This is a genomic window from Acidovorax sp. LjRoot74, from assembly GCF_964254355.1.
In the GTDB taxonomy this organism is placed as follows: domain Bacteria; phylum Pseudomonadota; class Gammaproteobacteria; order Burkholderiales; family Burkholderiaceae_C; genus Acidovorax.
In genome coordinates this window covers 466833-483131 of sequence record NZ_CAXUTI020000001.1, presented here as the reverse complement: position 1 = coordinate 483131, position 16299 = coordinate 466833, and the positions used below count along the sequence as shown (strand labels likewise).

The following is a 16299-nucleotide window of genomic DNA, read 5'->3' as shown; positions in this document are numbered from 1 at the left end:
TACCGACCAGTAGAACAATGCTACCCATGGGTATAACCAAAGCGACATCAAACACCCCACCCACCACACAGGGCGCGCTGCCCGTGACGGCGCGCGGCCGCCAGAAGGCCAGCACGCTCAGCACGGACGAGAAACGCGAGCGCATCCTCCAGGCGGCCGAGGCACTGTTCGACCGGCAGGGCTACGCCAACACGACCATGGAGCAGATCGTCCAGCAGTTGGGTGTGACCAAGCCCTACGTCTACTACTACTTCCACAACAAGCAGGAAATCTTCGAGACGCTGTGCTGGCGCCCGTCTGTGGCCTGCTTCACGGCCATGGATTTCCCCGAGGACGACCTGCGCCCCGCGCACACCAAGGTCGCCGAGGGCATGGAGCGGCTGATCCGCGCCACCATCGAGCACCACCCGGCCGCCTTTTTTCCGTACCGCGAACCGCAGGTCTTCCGCCCCGAATACCTGGCCATGCAGAAGAAGCTGGCCAGCCACTTCTACGACCGCATGTGCGCGCTGATGGAAGAGGCCCGCAGCGAGGGCACGCTGGACTTCAAGGAGACCCGCCTCACGGCCCTGGCCGCCTGCAGCCTGCCGGGTTTTCTCTACCACTGGTACCGGCCCGACGGGCGCCTGTCACCTGCCGAGGTGGTGCGCGAACTGTCTCAACTGGCCTGGCGCGTGCTGGGCCTGCGTGCCCCGAGTGAGGCAGCAGACGGGCCCGCCGCGCCCAAGGCGGCAGGCCGTGCCAGCGCGCGCCGCAAGCCTGCCGCCAGCGGTTAACCCTACGCCGCGAGACGGCGCCCTGCCCCCTTTTTTGCACCATCCCACCCATCGAGGAGATCCGAGCATGAGCCCCACCTTCCGCACCCTCACCGCTGCCGCCGCCCTGTGCGCCGCCAGCACAGCCAGCGCGCAGGAGACCTTCAAGGTCGCCTACATCGACCCGCTGTCCGGCCCGTTTGCCAACGTGGGCGAGTTGATGCTCACGCATACGCAGTACGCGATCGAGGACCTCAACGCCAAGGGCGGCGTGCTCAAGGGCACCAAGCTGCAGCTGCTGCAGTTCGACAGCAAGCTCTCGGCGCAAGAGAGCCAGAGCGCGCTGCAGGCGGCCATCGACCAGGGGGCCAAGGCCATCATCACCGGGGGATCGGGATCGTCGGTGGTCACGGCGCTGGTACAGGCGGCCGCGCGCCACAACCAGCGCAACCCAGGCAAGGAGATCCTGGTGCTGAACCACTCCTCCATCGACCCCGAGCTGACGGGCAAGGCCTGCAACTTCTGGCACTTCCAGTTCGAGGCCAACACGGCCATGAAGATGAAGGCCATTGCCAACTACATCAAGAAGCAGCCAGACATCAGGAAGGTGTACCTGCTGAACCAGGACTACGCCCACGGCAAACAATGGGCGCACTATGGCCGCGAGATGGTGGGCCTGGCGCGGCCCGACATCCAGTTTGTGGGCGAGGCGCTGCACCCCATCGGCCGCGTGAAGGACTTTGCGCCCTACCTCGCCAAGGTCAAGAGCAGCGAGGCCGACTCGGTCATCAGCGGCAACTGGGGGCAGGACATGACGCTGCTGCTGAAGGCGGCGGGCGATGCGGGCTACAACCTGCGCTACTTCAACCACAGCGCGGGCTCCATCCCGGGCACGGTGCTGGCGGTGTCGCAGGCCAAACAAGGCCAGCTGACCTGGGTGGCCGAATGGCACCCCGGCCAGGCCGACACCCCCAAGGTGGATGCGCTGGCCAAGGCCTACAAGGCCAAGACGGGCAAGGACTTCCTCGCGCCACGCATCGAGATGACGCCGCGCTTCCTGGCTGCGGCCGTCAACAAGGCCCAGTCCACCGACCCGGTGAAGGTGGCACGCGCGCTGGAAGACCTGACGCTGGAATCGGTGGTGGGCCCCGTGCGCATGCGCGGCGAAGACCACCAGCTGCTGCTGCCGCAGGTGGTCAACACCATTGCACCGGTGGACGGCAAGGTGGTGAAGGTGGGCTGGGAAGGTACGAACTACGGCTTCCGCACCGATGCGGCCTACACCGGCAACGAACTGGCGCAAGGCACCGACTGCAAGATGGCCCGGCCTTGATGCAACTCCGCCCCAGCGCGCCGTAACCCCCACGGCAGCGACCACTGCGGGCCGCCGCTACCATGGCCGGTCATTGCATTCATTGACCCGACCCACAAGGACCGCGCCCATGCCCGACTTTCGCAGCGACACCGTCACCCAGCCCACGCCCGCCATGCGCGAGGCCATGTTCAAGGCCCCGCTGGGCGACGATGTGTTTGCCGACGACCCTTCGGTGAATGCACTGCAGGACCATGCGGCCGAGCTGTTGGGTTTTGAGGCGGCGTTGTTCGCCCCCTCGGGCACGCAGACCAACCTGATCGCGCTGTGGGGCCACTGCCAGCGCGGCGACGAAGCCATCGTGGGCCAGAGCTGGCACACCTACCGCTGGGAGGCGGGCGGTATGGCTGTGCTGGGCTCCATTCAGCCCCAGCCGGTCGAGACCCAGCCCGACGGCACCCTGCGCCTGGCCGACATCGCCGCCGCCATCAAGCCCGACGACCCGCACTTTGCCCGCACCCGCCTGGTGGTGCTGGAGAACACGACCGGTGGCCAGGTGCTGCCGCCTGCCTACATCGCCGAGGTGGCCCAACTGGCGCGCAGCCGGGGGCTGACGATGCACCTGGACGGCGCGCGGCTGTTCAATGCCGCCACGGCCAATGCGGCCCGCCATGGTACGGACGTGTATGACGAGGCGCGCAGCCTGTGCAGCCATTTCGACTCGGCATCGCTGTGCCTGAGCAAGGGCCTGGGCGCGCCCGTGGGTTCGCTGGTGCTGGGCTCGCGCGACTTCATCCGACAGGCCCGTCGCACCCGCAAGATTTTGGGCGGTGGCATGCGGCAGGCGGGTGTGCTGGCGGCCGCCGGCCACTATGCGCTGCAGCACCATGTGAGGCGTCTGGCCGAAGACCACGCCCGCCTGGACCGGCTGGCCCAAGGCCTCGCCGAAGCCAACCGCAGCCACCCCGTGCTGCAGGGCAAGATCACCGTGCTGCCTTGGCAGACCAACATCCTCTTCACCGACCTGCATGCAGAGGTGGCACCCGCATTCACCACCTGGCTGGCGCAGAACGGCGTGCGCGTGACCAGTAGCCTGTATGGCGGCGCCACCCGGCTGCGCTGGGTGACGCACCTGGATGTGAGCGAGGCGGATGTGACGGCAGCGCTGGACTGCGTGGCGCGCTTCCAACTGCCGGGCTGAACCCGCTCAAGCGGCGGGGTAGGTCCGTCCACCAAACACGCCAGTGCCCACACGCACCAGGGTGCTGCCCGCCTGGATCGCAGCTTCCAGGTCGGCCGTCATGCCCAGGGACAGGGTGTTGAACTGCGCAAGGCCTGGTTCCCGGAGCGAAACAATCTGGTCAAAAAGTGCCTTTGCGCGCGCGTGGATTGCCAGTTGCGCTTCAAATTCAGGAGCATGGTCTGGAATGCTCATGAGCCCCCGCACTACCAGGCGTGGCAGTTTTGCGACAGCCCGCACCAGCTCCAGCGCATCGGCGGGCGCCACGCCCGACTTGGTGGGGCCGCCGTCGATGTTGACCTGGACACATATATGTAGCGGCGGCTGGTGGTCCGGGCGCTGGGCCGAGAGGCGCTCGGCAATCTTGAGGCGGTCCACCGTATGCACCCAGTCGAAGTGCTCGGCCACGGGGCGCGTCTTGTTGCTCTGGATGGGACCGATGCAGTGCCACTGCAGCGCTGTATCGGGCAAGGCCGCCCGCAGGGCGGCGATCTTGTCCACGCCTTCCTGGATGTAGTTTTCGCCGAAGGCACGATGGCCAGCGGCCACCGCCTCCAGCACGGCATCGGCGCCAAAGGTCTTGGAAACGGCCAGCAGGCCGACGCTGGACGGATCGCGCCGGGCGGCCTGGCACGCCTGCGCCATCCTGCCCAGAACCTGTTGGAGGTTGTTAGCAATCGTGGTCATAATGTTTGGCAAGCGTACCAAACGATAGAGGGACCCCGTGGACATTACCCAACTGCTCGCGTTCAGCGTCAAGAACAAGGCCTCCGACCTGCACCTCTCCGCGGGTCTGCCGCCCATGATCCGGGTCCACGGCGACGTGCGGCGCATCAACGTGGATGCGCTGGACCACAAGACAGTCCACGCCATGGTGTACGACATCATGAGCGACTCGCAGCGCAAGACCTATGAAGAGTTTCTGGAGGTGGACTTTTCTTTCGAGATCGAAGGCCTGGCCCGTTTCCGCGTCAACGCCTTCAACCAGAACCGGGGCGCGGCCGCCGTGTTCCGGACGATTCCGAGCAAGATCCTGACGCTGGAGCAGCTCAACGCCCCCAAGATCTTTGGCGACCTGGCGCTCAAGCCACGGGGCCTGGTGCTGGTGACCGGTCCCACAGGTTCGGGCAAGTCCACCACGCTGGCTGCCATGGTCAATTACCTCAACGAATCCGAGTACGGCCACATCCTCACGGTGGAAGACCCGATCGAATTCGTGCACGAGTCCAAGAAGTGCCTGATCAACCAGCGCGAAGTCGGCCCGATGACGCTGTCGTTCGCGGCAGCGCTCAAGTCCGCACTGCGTGAAGACCCGGACGCGATCCTGGTGGGTGAAATGCGCGACCTGGAAACCATCCGCCTGGCCATGACGGCGGCCGAAACGGGCCACTTGGTGTTCGGCACGCTGCACACGTCGAGCGCGGCCAAGACCATCGACCGGATCATCGACGTGTTCCCGGCCGAAGAAAAGGAAATGGTCCGCGCGATGTTGTCCGAATCGCTGCAGGCCGTGATCTCGCAGACGCTGTGCAAGACCAAGGACGGCTCGGGCCGCGTGGCAGCGCACGAGATCATGCTGGGCACCAGCGCCATCCGCAACCTGATCCGCGAAGCGAAGGTGGCACAGATGTATTCCACCATCCAGACCAGCAACAGCGTGGGCATGCAGACGCTGGACCAGAACCTCACAGACCTGGTGCGGCGCAACGTCATCAGCCCCGCCGAAGCCCGCGCCAAGGCCAAGATCCCCGAAAACTTCCCTGGCTGATCGACGACCACCATCCATGTACCTTGCGGCCCCACCAATGGCCGCATACCGGAGCACTGTATGAAAGGCATTCTGAGCCTTCTGAAAATGAAAACCCGCAGTGGCAAGACGGGCGAGGACCACACGGATTCCGTGCTGTTCTCCACCGCATTCGCGGGCCAGGGCGTGGACGACTCGATGCTGGTGCCTTGGGAGGCCCGGGCCGTCGAGGTGGGCGCCAAGCGCCTGCCCACCAGCCGGGGCGGCAAGCTGCTGCAAGGCCTGTGGGCCAAGGACAAATACATGGCGCACCTGGACAAGGACGCCGTGGAGCGCATGGAGCGCTTTTTCGAGTTTGCCGCCATCCCCTCCAACCGCGATGTGATCCGCCAGGACGAGTACGGCAACTTCATGGTGGTGCTGCTCACCGGCACCATCGCGGTGGACCGCGTGCAGCCCTGGGGCGAACAGCTGCGCCTGGCCGAGACCCGGCCCGGGGACATCCTGGGCGAGATGTCGCTGCTCGACAGCGGCATCCGCTTTTCGGCCTGCACCACACTCACCGATTGCGAGATCGCCGTGCTCTCGGCCGAGGCCATGGACGACATGATGAGCAAGGACCCGCAGCTTGCGGCCAGCCTGATTGCGCTGCTGGCCCGCAAGCTGTCGCTGCGCCTGCGGGTGGTGAGCGCGCGCCTGAGCGACAACCAGAAGTGATGCAGGTGATGCAGCAACCCAAGACCCAGACCCATGACCGTCCGACAGACGACGACCACCCCCGGGAGAAATTCTGATGGAACGCGATCAGGCCAGTAAATTCATCAACGACCTGCTCAAGCTGATGGTGAGTCGCAATGGCAGCGACTTGTTCATCACGGCAGAGTTTCCCCCGGCCATCAAGGTCGATGGCAAGGTGACCAAGGTGTCGCCCCAGCCGCTCACACCCACCCACACGCTCACGCTGGCGCGCGCCATCATGAGCGACAAGCAGGTGGCGGACTTCGAACGCACGAAGGAGTGCAACTTCGCCATCTCGCCCGCCGGCATCGGGCGCTTCCGTGTCAACGCCTTCATCCAGCAGGGCAAGGTCGGCATGGTGCTGCGGACGATTCCGCTCACGCTGCCCACCATTGACGGCCTGGGCGTGCCCCAGGTGCTCAAGGAAGTGACGATGACCAAGCGCGGCCTGTGCATCCTGGTGGGTGCCACGGGCTCGGGCAAATCGACCACTTTGGCCGCCATGGTGGACTGGCGCAACGAAAATTCGTTTGGCCACATCATCACGGTGGAAGACCCCGTCGAATTCGTGCACCCCCACAAGAATTGCGTGGTGACGCAGCGCGAAGTGGGCCTCGATACCGACAGCTGGGAAGCGGCCCTCAAGAACACCCTGCGCCAGGCGCCCGACGTGATCCTGATGGGCGAAATCCGCGACCGCGAGACCATGGAACACGCTGTGGCGTTTGCCGAAACCGGCCACCTGTGCCTGGCCACGCTGCACGCCAACAGTGCCAACCAGGCGCTCGACCGGATCATCAACTTCTTCCCTGAAGAGCGCCGCCCGCAATTGCTGATGGACCTGTCGCTCAACCTGCGCGCCATGGTGTCTCAGCGCCTGATCCCCAAGCAGGATGGCAAGGGCCGCGCGGCTGCGGTGGAGATCATGCTCAACACCCCCCTGATCTCGGACCTGGTCTTCAAGGGCGATGTCCACGAGATCAAGGAGATCATGAAGAAGAGCCGCAACCTGGGCATGCAGACCTTCGACCAGGCGCTGTTCGACCTGTACGAGGCCAATGTGATCAGCTACGAAGACGCGCTGCGCAACGCTGACTCGCTCAACGACCTGCGCCTGCAGATCAAGCTCAACAGCCAGCGCGCCAAGTCCCCCGACCTGGCCCAGGGCACCGAGCACTTTGCGATTGTTTGACCGGGGCCGTTCCGGGTTCAGGCCATTGATCGCTCCTGCTTCGCCCGCCCTCTTGGGCGGGTTTTCATTTCCACGCATCCATTCACACATCCACGCCATGCCAAGCACCAACCCCCGCAACTACGACGTCACCCCTTCCCGCAAGGTCGCCTTCCTGGGCTTGGGTGTGATGGGCTACCCCATGGCAAGCCACCTCGCGCTGGCGGGGCATGAGGTCACCGTCTACAACCGCACCGCTACTAAATCAATAGCATGGTGTGCTGAATACGCAGGCGCAAAGGCTCCAAAACATGCTGCAACACCGCGCGAGGCAGCGGCTGGCGCCGACATCGTGTTCTGCTGCGTGGGCAATGACGATGACCTGCGCTCGGTCACGCTGGGGGCCGATGGCGCCTTTGCGGGCATGCAGCCCGGCGCCATTTTTGTGGACCACACCACGGCCTCGGCCGAGGTGGCGCGCGAGCTGTATGCCGCCGCCCAGGCGCTGGGATTGCAGTTTGTGGATGCCCCCGTGTCAGGCGGTCAGGCGGGCGCGCAGAACGGGCAGCTCACGGTGATGTGTGGCGGCGATGCCGCCGCCTTCGATGCGGCCCAGCCCGTGGCCATGGCGTTCTCGCGCGCCTTCACGCTGCTGGGCGCGAGCGGCTCGGGCCAACTGGCCAAGATGGTCAACCAGATTTGCATCGCGGGGCTGGTGCAGGGCCTGTCCGAGGCCGTGGCTTTTGGCCAGAACGCAGGCCTGGACATGAAGCAGGTGCTGGAGGTGATCGGCAAGGGCGCAGCCCAGAGCTGGCAGATGGACAACCGGGGCAAGACCATGGTGGACGGCAAGTTCGACTTCGGTTTTGCCGTGGACTGGATGCGCAAGGACCTGGGCCTCGTGCTCGATGAAGCCAAGCGCAACGGCTCGCGTGTGCCGGTGACCGCGCTGGTGGACCAGTTCTATGCCGATGTGCAGCAGATGGGTGGCAACCGCTGGGACACGTCGAGCCTGATCAAGCGGTTGAAATAACGCACCCCCTGAGGCGCTTTGCGCCTTCCCCCTCTCTCGCCTCGCTGGGCGATGCGGGAGGGGGACGCCCCCAGCGCGGCGGGGCGGCCCTTGCGCGGGAGCACCGGCACTGGCCGCGCCAGTTTCATGATGCAGCGCGTAATGCTAAGCCTCAAGAAAAAAGTCCCGGCGACGCAACGCAGCCCGGGACTTTGACCCGACATCAGATGTCAGATGCAGTCGCTCTCAGCCTCCAGCGGGCTGGCTGTCCGTCGTCACCGGTGCGGGCGGCGGCGCGATGCGGCGCAGCTCTTCTTCCGACACGATCTCGAACACGCGCACCACCTTGCGCACATCGCTCACGCCGCGCGCGATCTCGGTGGCGCGGTTGGCTTCGCGCAGCGACACCCGGCCCATCAGGTACACGATGTTGCGCTCGGTCACCACCTTGAAGGAGTTGGCCGAAATGTCCTGCGCGTCCACCAGGCTGGCGCGCACCTTGCCGGTGATGAAGGTGTCGCTGGAGCGCTGGCCCAGCGTGGTGTTCGGCATCACGGCCAGGTCGTTGACCACCGAGCGGGTGTTCTCCACCTGCGAGACGATCTGCTCCACGGCCTGGCGGTCCTGGGCGTTGGGCACCTCGCCGGTCAGCAGCGCCTGGCGGTTGTAGCTGGTCACGTTGACATGGACACGGTCGCCCAGGGTCTCGCGGATGCGGTTGGCCGCACGCAGCTCGATGCCCTCGTCTTCGATCTGGGTGCCGGTGGTGCGGCGGTCCACGGCCATCACGCCGCCGACCACGGCGCCACCCACGATCAAGGGTGCACAGGCCGACAGGCCTGCAGCCAGCGCGGCGGCAGCCAGCACCGTGCAGACGGTGCGGCGGGTACGGGTCAGGGTTGGGTTGTTCATCACGGAATCTCCTGTTCACCAAGTAACTGGGCATCGACGCCGTCGCACAGGCAGTGCAGCGCCAGGGCATGGACTTCACGCACGCGCGCCGCGCGGTCGTGGGGCACGCTGATCAGCACGTCGGTCTCGCGCAGCAACGGTGCCAGCTTGCCGCCGGTGCGGCCGGTCAGCACCACCACAGTCATGTCGCGCTCGTGGGCGGCTTCGGTGGCGGCCAGCAGGTTGGCGTCGTTGCCCGTGACCGACAGGGCCAGCAGCACATCGCCCGCCTGGCCCAGCGCCCGCACCTGGCGGGCAAACTGCTGCGCGGTGGCGTCGTTGCCGCCGCCTGCAGCGGCCGTGGTCAACAAGGTGCTGTCGGCCGTCAGCGCCAGCGCGGCCAGCTCGGGCCGTTCGCGTTCAAAACCGGCCACGCAGAAGGCGGCAAACTGCTGCGCCTCTGCGGCCGAGGGGCCGTTGCCACAGGCCAGCACCTTGCCGCCACTGGTCACGCAGGCCAGTACGGCCTGCACGGCAGCGGCGATGGGGTGGCTGAGGGCTTGCGCGGCCTGGTACTTCAGGTCGGCGCTGTCGATGAAATGCTGTTGGATGCGTTGCTCAAGCATGAGGGCCCGATGATACCCGCCGCGTGTTACAGCTTTTGTAGCAAACCGTAGCTCCCTGCTTGGCTTTGGCGCACAAAACCTTGTGCAGCCGCCGGGCTGGGAGCCCCACTACTGCGCATCAAACGCGGCCTGGAGCCACGACACCGAAACGCCTTCAACCAGCACCACGTCAAACCGGCAAGGCGGCGGCGATGGCAGGCGCATCAGGTACTGCCGGGCCGCAAACACGATGCGCTGCTGCTTGGTGGCGCTGATGCTGGCGCCCGCCCCGCCAAAGGCCTGGCTGCTGCGGCTGCGCACCTCCACAAACACCAGCGTGCCATCGCGCGCCCGCATCACCAGGTCAATCTCGCCCCCACCGCGCCCGGGCGTCCGATAATTGCGCACCACGAGTTGCAGGCCCGCCGCCTGCAGATGGGCCAGGGCCTGGTCTTCGGCGGCATTGCCGCGATCCCGCGTCGTGGCGGCCGGGGTGGTCGCAGCGGCTTGGGCGACCCGGCCTGGTGCGCTGGCAGCTTGTCTTTTTTCAAGGAATTTCATTGAGCGCCTCTTTCGCTTCAGCCCTGGGCGCCGCACGCGATGCAGCGGCTGCGCAGCATTATCCAGAGGGTGCCCTGTATGTCGTGGCCACGCCCATCGGCAACCTGGCCGATATCACACTGCGCGCCCTGCATGTGCTGCAGCTGGCCGACACCGTGGCCTGCGAGGACACGCGCCACACCCAGACCCTGCTGCGCGCCTATGGCATCGACAAGGGCGCAGCCCAGCTGCTGGCCGTACACCAACACAACGAGGCCGAAGCCGCACAGGCCGTGGTGCAGCGGCTGCAACAAGGCCAACGCGTGGCCTATGTGAGCGACGCGGGCACCCCCGGCGTGAGCGACCCCGGCGCCCGCCTGGTGGCTGCTGTACAGGCCGCCGGCCTGCGCGCCCTGCCCCTGCCCGGCGCCAGCAGCATCACCACGGCCCTCAGTGCGGCCGGTGCCGTGGCCCACAGCGCCGAACATGGCGGGTTTGTGTTCGCCGGTTTTCTGCCCGTGAAGAACGCCGAACGTGCCACAGTGATCCAGCAGCAACTGGCCAGCGAGCCGCGCTGCGTGGTGCTGCTCGAAGCGCCCCACCGCATCGGCGAACTGGCCCAGGCCCTGGCCGTGCTGGGCACGCGCCCCGTGACGCTGGCGCGCGAGCTGACCAAGCAGTTTGAAGAAATCACCACCCAGCCCGCCCAGGCCCTGACCGCCTGGCTGGATGGCTCACCCCAGCGCTCGCGCGGCGAATTTGTGGTGCTGCTGCACCCCGTGCCCTTGGCGGGCAACGATGGTGAAAGCCTCCGGGTGCTGCGCCTGCTGCTGGCCGAGCTGCCGCTCAAAAGCGCTGTGCGCCTGGCGGCCGATATCACCGGCGCGTCGCGCAATGTGCTGTACGACACCGCCCTGGCCTGGAAACGCGACGGATCGCAAGGCACCGACTCCGACGCGGCCGACTGACCCCACCACCGACTTCGGCGGTGACAGCGTCAAAAAACCTTAGTCAAAATGGCCGCCTCCGCGCGACCATCATGCCTCAATAGCTATTTATTTAATAGCAATCAAACCGCAAGCTACCTCGCTGCTGACGCCCAGCCGCAAGAGCGTCAGCCCGACACGGCCAATCCCGCCGCCACGCCACCAAACAAATCGCCCTCGACCTGCGGCGTGTCCGGGAAGGCCGCCTTCAGCGCCTGCCGCAGCGGCCGCAGTGCCGACGAGCCCCCGGTGAGGTAGATCGCCTCCAGCCCCTGCCCCGCCAGCCCTGCACTGCGCACACAGTCCTGCGCGCAGGCCACCACCTGCGCCAGCGGCTGCTCCAGGAACTGCGCCAGCCCCTGCGAAGTGACCGCCGCCGCCAGGTCCGCCTCGATCCAGTCCAGCGGCATGGGCGCGTCGGCGTCCGACTGCGAGGCCGCGATCTTGGCCTGCTCCACCGTGTTGGCCAGGCGGTGCCCCAGGCGCTCGTTCAGCACCCGCATCAGCCGCCCATGCAGGCGCGCGTCGGCATAGTCGGTGCGCAGGTTCTGTGCGTCGCGCAAGGCCCGGGGTGCATACAGCCACTGGATCAGGTGCCAGGTAGACAGGTCAAAAAACACCCGGCTCGGCACCTCGCGCCCCGTGGGCCCGGTGTGCCGAAAGCCCAGCAAAGGCATGAGCAGGTCCAGGCTCAGGCGGCGGTCAAAGTCCGTACCGCCGATGTGCACGCCCGTGGTGGCCAGCACGTCCGCGCTGCGGTCTGCGCGGGCCATGCGCTCGGGCCCCAGGCGCACCACGGTGAAGTCCGACGTGCCCCCGCCAATGTCCACCACCAGCACCAGCGACTCGTGGGCGATGCGCTGCTCGTAGTCCAGCGCCGCCGCGATGGGCTCGAACTGGAACGACACGTTCTCGAAACCCGCGCCCAGCGCGGCCTGACGCAACGCGTCTTCGGCCTGCTGGTCGCGCGCGGCGTCACCATCCACAAAATGCACGGGCCGCCCCATCACCACGCGCGCAGGCAAGCCGCCCAGCTCGTCGCGGGCCTTGGCCGCCAGCATGCGCAAAAAGAGGCTGATGATGTCCTGGTAGCTCACCAGCTGGTTGTGCACGGCCGTCTTGTCCTGCAGCAGCGCGCTACCCAGCAGGCTCTTGAGCGAACGCATCAGGCGCCCCTCGGTGCCCGCCAGGTACTGCCCCACGGCATCGCGCCCGAAATGCGTGCGGTGGTCCTCGCCATTGAAGAAGAGCGCCGTCGGCAAAGTGTGCGCAGCCCCTTCCAGCGCAATCATCCGCGCATGCCCCGCGCCCTGGCGCACAGCCATGGCCGAGTTGGAAGTACCAAAGTCGATACCGAGGGTGGTGTCGTGCAGAAGGGGCATGGGAAACGTGGGGGAGAGACAGGAAAGAGAACAGGGTGCTGCGGAACATGTAGCCCATGCCGCATCCGCTACGCAGGCGATACCAGCCTCGAAACAGAAGAGGCCAGAGACATGGAGCCATCGCCAGCACCGCTGGATGCGGCAATGCGCAGAATGGAAAAAGCCCTTGATTCTTTCAAATCAAGGGCTTTTATATGGTGGCCTGGGGCGGAATCGAACCACCGACACAAGGATTTTCAATCCTCTGCTCTACCGACTGAGCTACCGGGCCTGAGCCTCAAATTATAGCCAGAAAAATGGCGGCTTCCGGTAATTTGAAGAAATTAATTGCGTTTGCCCCGACCCAGGTCCACGCCCAGCTGGCGCAGCTTGCGGTAGAGGTGGGTGCGCTCCAGGCCGGTCTTCTCGGCCACTCGGGTCATGGAGCCGCCTTCGCGGGCCAGGTGGAATTCGAAGTACGCCTTCTCGAAACCATCGCGCGCTTCGCGCAGCGGGCGGTCCAGGTCGAAGCCCTGGTGGGCATGGGGGCCAGCGTCCACACCGGCCATGGCAGTTGCAACGACGGGCAGCTGTGCAAAGGTGGGGTCGGCTGGCGCGGCTGCGGGCGCCTGCGCGGCAGCCACTGGTGCGGCCTGGTGGGCGGTGTTGCGGGCCAGGCCCTGCTCCACCGCTTTCAGCAGTTTTTGCAGGGTGATGGGTTTTTCGAGGAACGAGAACGCGCCGATGCGGGTGGCCTCTACGGCGGTGTCGATGGTGGCATGGCCACTCATCATGATCACGGGCATGGTGAGCACGCCTGCGGTCGCCCATTCCTTGAGCAGCGAGACACCGTCCGTGTCGGGCATCCAGATGTCCAACAGCACCAGGTCGTAGCTGTTGCCTGCCCGGGCGGTTCTGGCCTGGGTCGCATTTTCTGCGAGGTCTACGCTGTGACCTTCGTCGTTCAGGATTTCCGACAACAGATCACGAATGCCGAGCTCATCGTCGACCACCAGAATGTTTGCCATGTGTGTTGAAACGCCTTGGGGAGGGACTGCAAAGCGGTGTTGTTATCACGCCACCGCCGGTACAGGGGCGAATGATAACGACACTTGGGCCCCGCGCACCACGCTGTCTTCGGTGCGGTTGGACAGGTCGATGCGAGCGCCATGTTCATCAGCGATCTTTTTGACCACCGCCAGACCAAGGCCGGTGCCCCGGGGCTTGGTGGTGACATAGGGCTCGAAGGCGCGCTGCAAGATGTGGGTCGGAAAGCCCCCGCCGCTGTCCGACACCGTGAGCCGCACGCGCCGCGAAGACTCGCTCCAGCGGGTGCTGATGCGCACGGGTGGCAGCGCAGGTTCGGTGGCTTCTGTACGTGCTTGTTCGGTCGCGTCCTGCGCGTTTTGCAGCAGGTTGTGCACCACTTGGCGCAGCTGCTGCGCGTCACCCGCAATCCAGGGGCAGCGCGGGTCCAGCTCGGCTTCTACAGGGACGGTGGCGTTTTCTTCGCCATACAGATGGAGCACGTCGGCCAGCAGGGCATTGAGGTCCAGCGGGTGCAGTTCTGCGGCGGGCAGGCGGGCGTAGTCGCGGAACTCATTGACCAGCCGTTTCATCGCATCGACCTGGTCCACGATGGTCTTGACGGACTTGGCGAGGATGGCCTGCTCGGGGCCAGGCAGCTTGCCCGTCAGCTTCATTTCGAGCCGCTCGGCCGACAGCTGAATGGGGGTGAGCGGATTCTTGATTTCGTGCGCCAGGCGCCGTGCAACCTCGCCCCAGGCCTGCGCACGCTGCGCAGAAACGATTTCCGAAATGTCGTCAAAAACCAACAGTCGGGCCGAATCGGGCAGCTCCGCGCCCCGGGCCACGAGGCTGGTGGCGTGTTGCCCGGCCCCACCCGCCGAGGCGTGCAGCTCGAATGGCTGCTGCCAATGGTCCAGGCCATGGCGCTCGTGGTCGCCCAGAAAAGCGTCGAAATGCCGCTGAACCGAGGCCGCGAATTCAGCGAGGCCCGGCACCTCCGACAGCGGGCGCCCCTCGAAGGCCGCCATGGGCGCACGCAGGATGCGGGTGGCCCCCGGGTTGGAGGAGTGGATCAGCCCCTGGGCATCGAGCACGATGACCCCGGCCGTGAGGTTGTCCAGAATGGTCTGCAGGTTGGCGCGGGCGGCATCCACCTCGCCCATGCTCAGCTCCACCGCCTGGCGCGCATCTGCCAGCTGCTGGGTCATGAGCGCAAACGAGCGCGTGAGCCCCCCCAGCTCGTCCTTGCTCTGCAGGGCGGCCTTGGGGCTGAGGTTGCCAGCGGCCACCTCGCGCACCCCTTCGGCCAGCACCAGCAGGGGCCGCACCAGCTGGTTGCCCAGCAGCACGGCCAGCAACACAGCGCCAAACACCGCCAGGAACAGGCTCAGCGTAAGCGTGCCCACATACATGCGTCGCAAGCCGCCGCGCGCCAGAGCGCGCTCCTGGTACTCGCGGTTGGCCTCCTGCACCGCAATCGCGTTGGCCACCAGCGCGGGCGGCAGGGGCAGCGTGGCCTGCAGGTAGCGCGGCTCCACCAGCAGCCCCACGCTGGGGCTGGCCACCAGTGCCAGCACTTTCACACGCGCGTTCTGTGCGGCGGCCGGGTCGGCAATGTCGTCCAGCCCTTCGATCTGGGCGGTGGCCCGCTGCTGGCGCACGGTGCGCAGCAGCGGTGCGCCCGGCCGCTCGGGGTTGAGGCTGAAACGCGACTGCCCGGCGCTGGCCACGGCCTGGCCTGCTGCGTTCCAGAGCACCACGTCGGTGGCGCCCAACTGGTCACGGATGCGCTCCAGCACGAGGCCCGCAGTGGCATCGGGCACCTGGGCCACCTGGGTGCTGGCGTTGCGGGTCTTGGCCGCCATGTCGGCGGCGAGCGAGTCCAGCGACACCCGAGCCAGGCTGACCCCGGCCGAGAGCGCTCCTTCCACCTTCACATCAAACCAGCTTTCGATCGACCGCGTGACAAACTGGTAGGACACCACATAGATCAGCAGGCCCGGCATCAACCCCACCACCGCAAAGATCGCCGCCAGCTTGACCAGCAGCCGGCTGCCAAAGCGCCCCTTGCGCAGGCGCATGCCCAGCCGCACGGCCACCCAGACCAGCACGCCCAGCAGCAGCAGGGCCACAAACACGTTCACGCCAAACAGCCAGGCGTAGTTGCGCTCGTACAGGACCCGGTTGTTGGTGGCCAGGGTCAGCAGGAACATCAGCACCATGCCGATGGCCGACATGATGGCGGCCCCTACCCCCACAGCCCAGCGCACGGCACGCGACTGGCGTGCACTGGCGTGGGTGGAAGGCGGAGCGCCTACCGGAGCGTTGTTGGTACTCACTTGGCCTGCTCTGCAGCCAGGCGCTGGCTGCGGGACACCAGCAGGTTCCAGCCCGAGCGCCCCACGGCGCCGATCTGGAAGGGACGGGGCAGCTGCGACATGTCAAGACGGAACCGAAAGTTGACCGTGTGCACGGCATCCGCCTCAATCACATCGCGTTCTGCAATCTTCCAGCGGGAAAATCGCTGAATGGAAGCCATTGCGTCGTCGTAGCTGTCGAAGTTCTGGCCCAGGACCACGCCCAGGCCACTGTTGGTGAAAGGCACGGCGGAGATATTGAGGCGCCAGCGGCGGGTCAACGGCTGGTAGCTCAAGCGAAAGTAGCGTGTGGTTTCGGCCACCAGGCGGTCGGACCAGTACCAGCGGTCGCGCAGCACCTGGGCATCGGCCACAAAGAACATCGGGATGCCTTTGTAGAGCGCATCCTCGGCCAGCTCAGGCAGGTCGAACTGCAAATTGGCCCCCAGGTAGAGCCCATCCTCGGCCCGCTCCAGGCGCAGTTCGCCCACTTCTGCATTGGCGGCATGGGCCGCCTGGGCGGCAACAGCGTGGGAAGCCACAAGCCCGCCCCCC

The 16299-nt window shown here is 66.2% G+C and carries 16 protein-coding genes and 1 tRNA gene; 8 read left to right on the top strand and 9 right to left on the bottom strand.

The genetic code is table 11. The features are described from left to right. Window positions 1-26: 26 nt before the first annotated feature. From ACSQ3O_RS02275 to ltaE, 3 genes are all read left to right on the top strand, one after another. A complete protein-coding gene (locus ACSQ3O_RS02275) occupies window positions 27-776 on the top strand; it encodes a TetR/AcrR family transcriptional regulator (protein WP_137748856.1) in 750 nt (249 codons plus the stop codon). Window positions 777-843: 67 nt separating this feature from the next. Then, on the top strand, window positions 844-2088 hold the full coding sequence (locus ACSQ3O_RS02270; RefSeq protein WP_436137701.1) for a branched-chain amino acid ABC transporter substrate-binding protein: 1245 nt from the start codon (window positions 844-846) through the stop codon (window positions 2086-2088). Window positions 2089-2197: 109 nt separating this feature from the next. Continuing rightward, complete coding sequence (gene ltaE / locus ACSQ3O_RS02265) at window positions 2198-3268, top strand: low-specificity L-threonine aldolase (RefSeq protein WP_436137700.1); 1071 nt, start codon at window positions 2198-2200, stop codon at window positions 3266-3268. A gap of 6 nt (window positions 3269-3274) precedes the next feature. Here ltaE and ACSQ3O_RS02260 read toward each other — a convergent pair whose 3' ends face one another. Then, on the bottom strand, window positions 3275-3994 hold the full coding sequence (locus ACSQ3O_RS02260) for a YggS family pyridoxal phosphate-dependent enzyme (protein ID WP_436137699.1): 720 nt from the start codon (window positions 3992-3994) through the stop codon (window positions 3275-3277). A gap of 37 nt (window positions 3995-4031) precedes the next feature. Here ACSQ3O_RS02260 and ACSQ3O_RS02255 point away from each other — a divergent pair, with 37 nt between their 5' ends. From ACSQ3O_RS02255 to ACSQ3O_RS02240, 4 genes are all read left to right on the top strand, one after another. Then, entirely contained in the window at window positions 4032-5075 is a 1044-nt protein-coding gene (locus ACSQ3O_RS02255; protein WP_137748860.1) for a type IV pilus twitching motility protein PilT, read from the top strand. 60 nt (window positions 5076-5135) lie between these two features. Then, a complete protein-coding gene (locus ACSQ3O_RS02250; protein ID WP_137748861.1) occupies window positions 5136-5771 on the top strand; it encodes a cyclic nucleotide-binding domain-containing protein in 636 nt (211 codons plus the stop codon). A 76-nt stretch (window positions 5772-5847) separates the two neighbouring features. Next, window positions 5848-6984, top strand: a complete 1137-nt coding sequence (locus ACSQ3O_RS02245; protein WP_137748862.1) for a PilT/PilU family type 4a pilus ATPase — start codon at window positions 5848-5850, stop codon at window positions 6982-6984. A gap of 97 nt (window positions 6985-7081) precedes the next feature. Continuing rightward, window positions 7082-7996: an NAD(P)-dependent oxidoreductase gene (locus ACSQ3O_RS02240; protein ID WP_436137698.1), complete on the top strand. Its 915-nt coding sequence runs from the start codon at window positions 7082-7084 to the stop codon at window positions 7994-7996. A 225-nt stretch (window positions 7997-8221) separates the two neighbouring features. Here ACSQ3O_RS02240 and ACSQ3O_RS02235 read toward each other — a convergent pair whose 3' ends face one another. The 3 genes from ACSQ3O_RS02235 to ACSQ3O_RS02225 form a co-directional block, all read right to left on the bottom strand. Continuing rightward, the gene (locus ACSQ3O_RS02235; RefSeq protein WP_436137697.1) at window positions 8222-8887 is read right to left on the bottom strand and encodes a BON domain-containing protein; all 666 of its coding nucleotides are present in this window, start codon (window positions 8885-8887) and stop codon (window positions 8222-8224) included. After that, the gene (locus ACSQ3O_RS02230; RefSeq protein WP_436137696.1) at window positions 8887-9492 is read right to left on the bottom strand and encodes an SIS domain-containing protein; all 606 of its coding nucleotides are present in this window, start codon (window positions 9490-9492) and stop codon (window positions 8887-8889) included. Before ACSQ3O_RS02230 ends, ACSQ3O_RS02235 begins: the two co-directional genes overlap by 1 nt. Before the next feature lie 108 nt (window positions 9493-9600). Further along, the gene (locus ACSQ3O_RS02225) at window positions 9601-10032 is read right to left on the bottom strand and encodes a YraN family protein (RefSeq protein WP_436137695.1); all 432 of its coding nucleotides are present in this window, start codon (window positions 10030-10032) and stop codon (window positions 9601-9603) included. Here ACSQ3O_RS02225 and rsmI point away from each other — a divergent pair. After that, window positions 10032-10979: a 16S rRNA (cytidine(1402)-2'-O)-methyltransferase gene (gene rsmI / locus ACSQ3O_RS02220; protein WP_137748867.1), complete on the top strand. Its 948-nt coding sequence runs from the start codon at window positions 10032-10034 to the stop codon at window positions 10977-10979. The two genes, ACSQ3O_RS02225 and rsmI, sit on opposite strands and share 1 nt — an antisense overlap. Window positions 10980-11125: 146 nt before the next feature. Here the strand turns inward: rsmI and ACSQ3O_RS02215 are convergent, their stop codons facing one another. From ACSQ3O_RS02215 to ACSQ3O_RS02195, 5 genes are all read right to left on the bottom strand, one after another. After that, window positions 11126-12379, bottom strand: coding sequence for an Hsp70 family protein (locus tag ACSQ3O_RS02215; protein WP_436137694.1), 1254 nt, complete (start codon window positions 12377-12379; stop codon window positions 11126-11128). A 195-nt stretch (window positions 12380-12574) separates the two neighbouring features. Beyond that, a tRNA-Phe gene (locus ACSQ3O_RS02210) sits at window positions 12575-12650 on the bottom strand. Between the two features lie 52 nt (window positions 12651-12702). Further along, entirely contained in the window at window positions 12703-13386 is a 684-nt protein-coding gene (locus tag ACSQ3O_RS02205) for a response regulator (RefSeq protein ID WP_137748869.1), read from the bottom strand. 45 nt (window positions 13387-13431) lie between these two features. Next, window positions 13432-15726, bottom strand: coding sequence for an ATP-binding protein (locus tag ACSQ3O_RS02200; protein WP_436137693.1), 2295 nt, complete (start codon window positions 15724-15726; stop codon window positions 13432-13434). Further along, window positions 15723-16286: a DUF4390 domain-containing protein gene (locus ACSQ3O_RS02195; protein ID WP_436137692.1), complete on the bottom strand. Its 564-nt coding sequence runs from the start codon at window positions 16284-16286 to the stop codon at window positions 15723-15725. Before ACSQ3O_RS02195 ends, ACSQ3O_RS02200 begins: the two co-directional genes overlap by 4 nt. Window positions 16287-16299: the final 13 nt, after the last annotated feature.

Bases quoted from the DNA above. Each gene is read 5' to 3' on its own strand.
- ACSQ3O_RS02275 (WP_137748856.1), top strand. From the start codon at position 27: ATGGGTATAACCAAAGCGACATCAAACACCCCACCCACCACACAGGGC.
- ACSQ3O_RS02270 (WP_436137701.1), top strand. From the start codon at position 844: ATGAGCCCCACCTTCCGCACCCTCACCGCTGCCGCCGCCCTGTGCGCC.
- ltaE (WP_436137700.1), top strand. From the start codon at position 2,198: ATGCCCGACTTTCGCAGCGACACCGTCACCCAGCCCACGCCCGCCATG.
- ACSQ3O_RS02260 (WP_436137699.1), bottom strand. From the start codon at position 3,994: ATGACCACGATTGCTAACAACCTCCAACAGGTTCTGGGCAGGATGGCG.
- ACSQ3O_RS02250 (WP_137748861.1), top strand. From the start codon at position 5,136: ATGAAAGGCATTCTGAGCCTTCTGAAAATGAAAACCCGCAGTGGCAAG.
- ACSQ3O_RS02245 (WP_137748862.1), top strand. From the start codon at position 5,848: ATGGAACGCGATCAGGCCAGTAAATTCATCAACGACCTGCTCAAGCTG.
- ACSQ3O_RS02240 (WP_436137698.1), top strand. From the start codon at position 7,082: ATGCCAAGCACCAACCCCCGCAACTACGACGTCACCCCTTCCCGCAAG.
- ACSQ3O_RS02235 (WP_436137697.1), bottom strand. From the start codon at position 8,887: ATGAACAACCCAACCCTGACCCGTACCCGCCGCACCGTCTGCACGGTG.
- ACSQ3O_RS02230 (WP_436137696.1), bottom strand. From the start codon at position 9,492: ATGCTTGAGCAACGCATCCAACAGCATTTCATCGACAGCGCCGACCTG.
- ACSQ3O_RS02225 (WP_436137695.1), bottom strand. From the start codon at position 10,032: ATGAAATTCCTTGAAAAAAGACAAGCTGCCAGCGCACCAGGCCGGGTC.
- ACSQ3O_RS02215 (WP_436137694.1), bottom strand. From the start codon at position 12,379: ATGCCCCTTCTGCACGACACCACCCTCGGTATCGACTTTGGTACTTCC.
- ACSQ3O_RS02205 (WP_137748869.1), bottom strand. From the start codon at position 13,386: ATGGCAAACATTCTGGTGGTCGACGATGAGCTCGGCATTCGTGATCTG.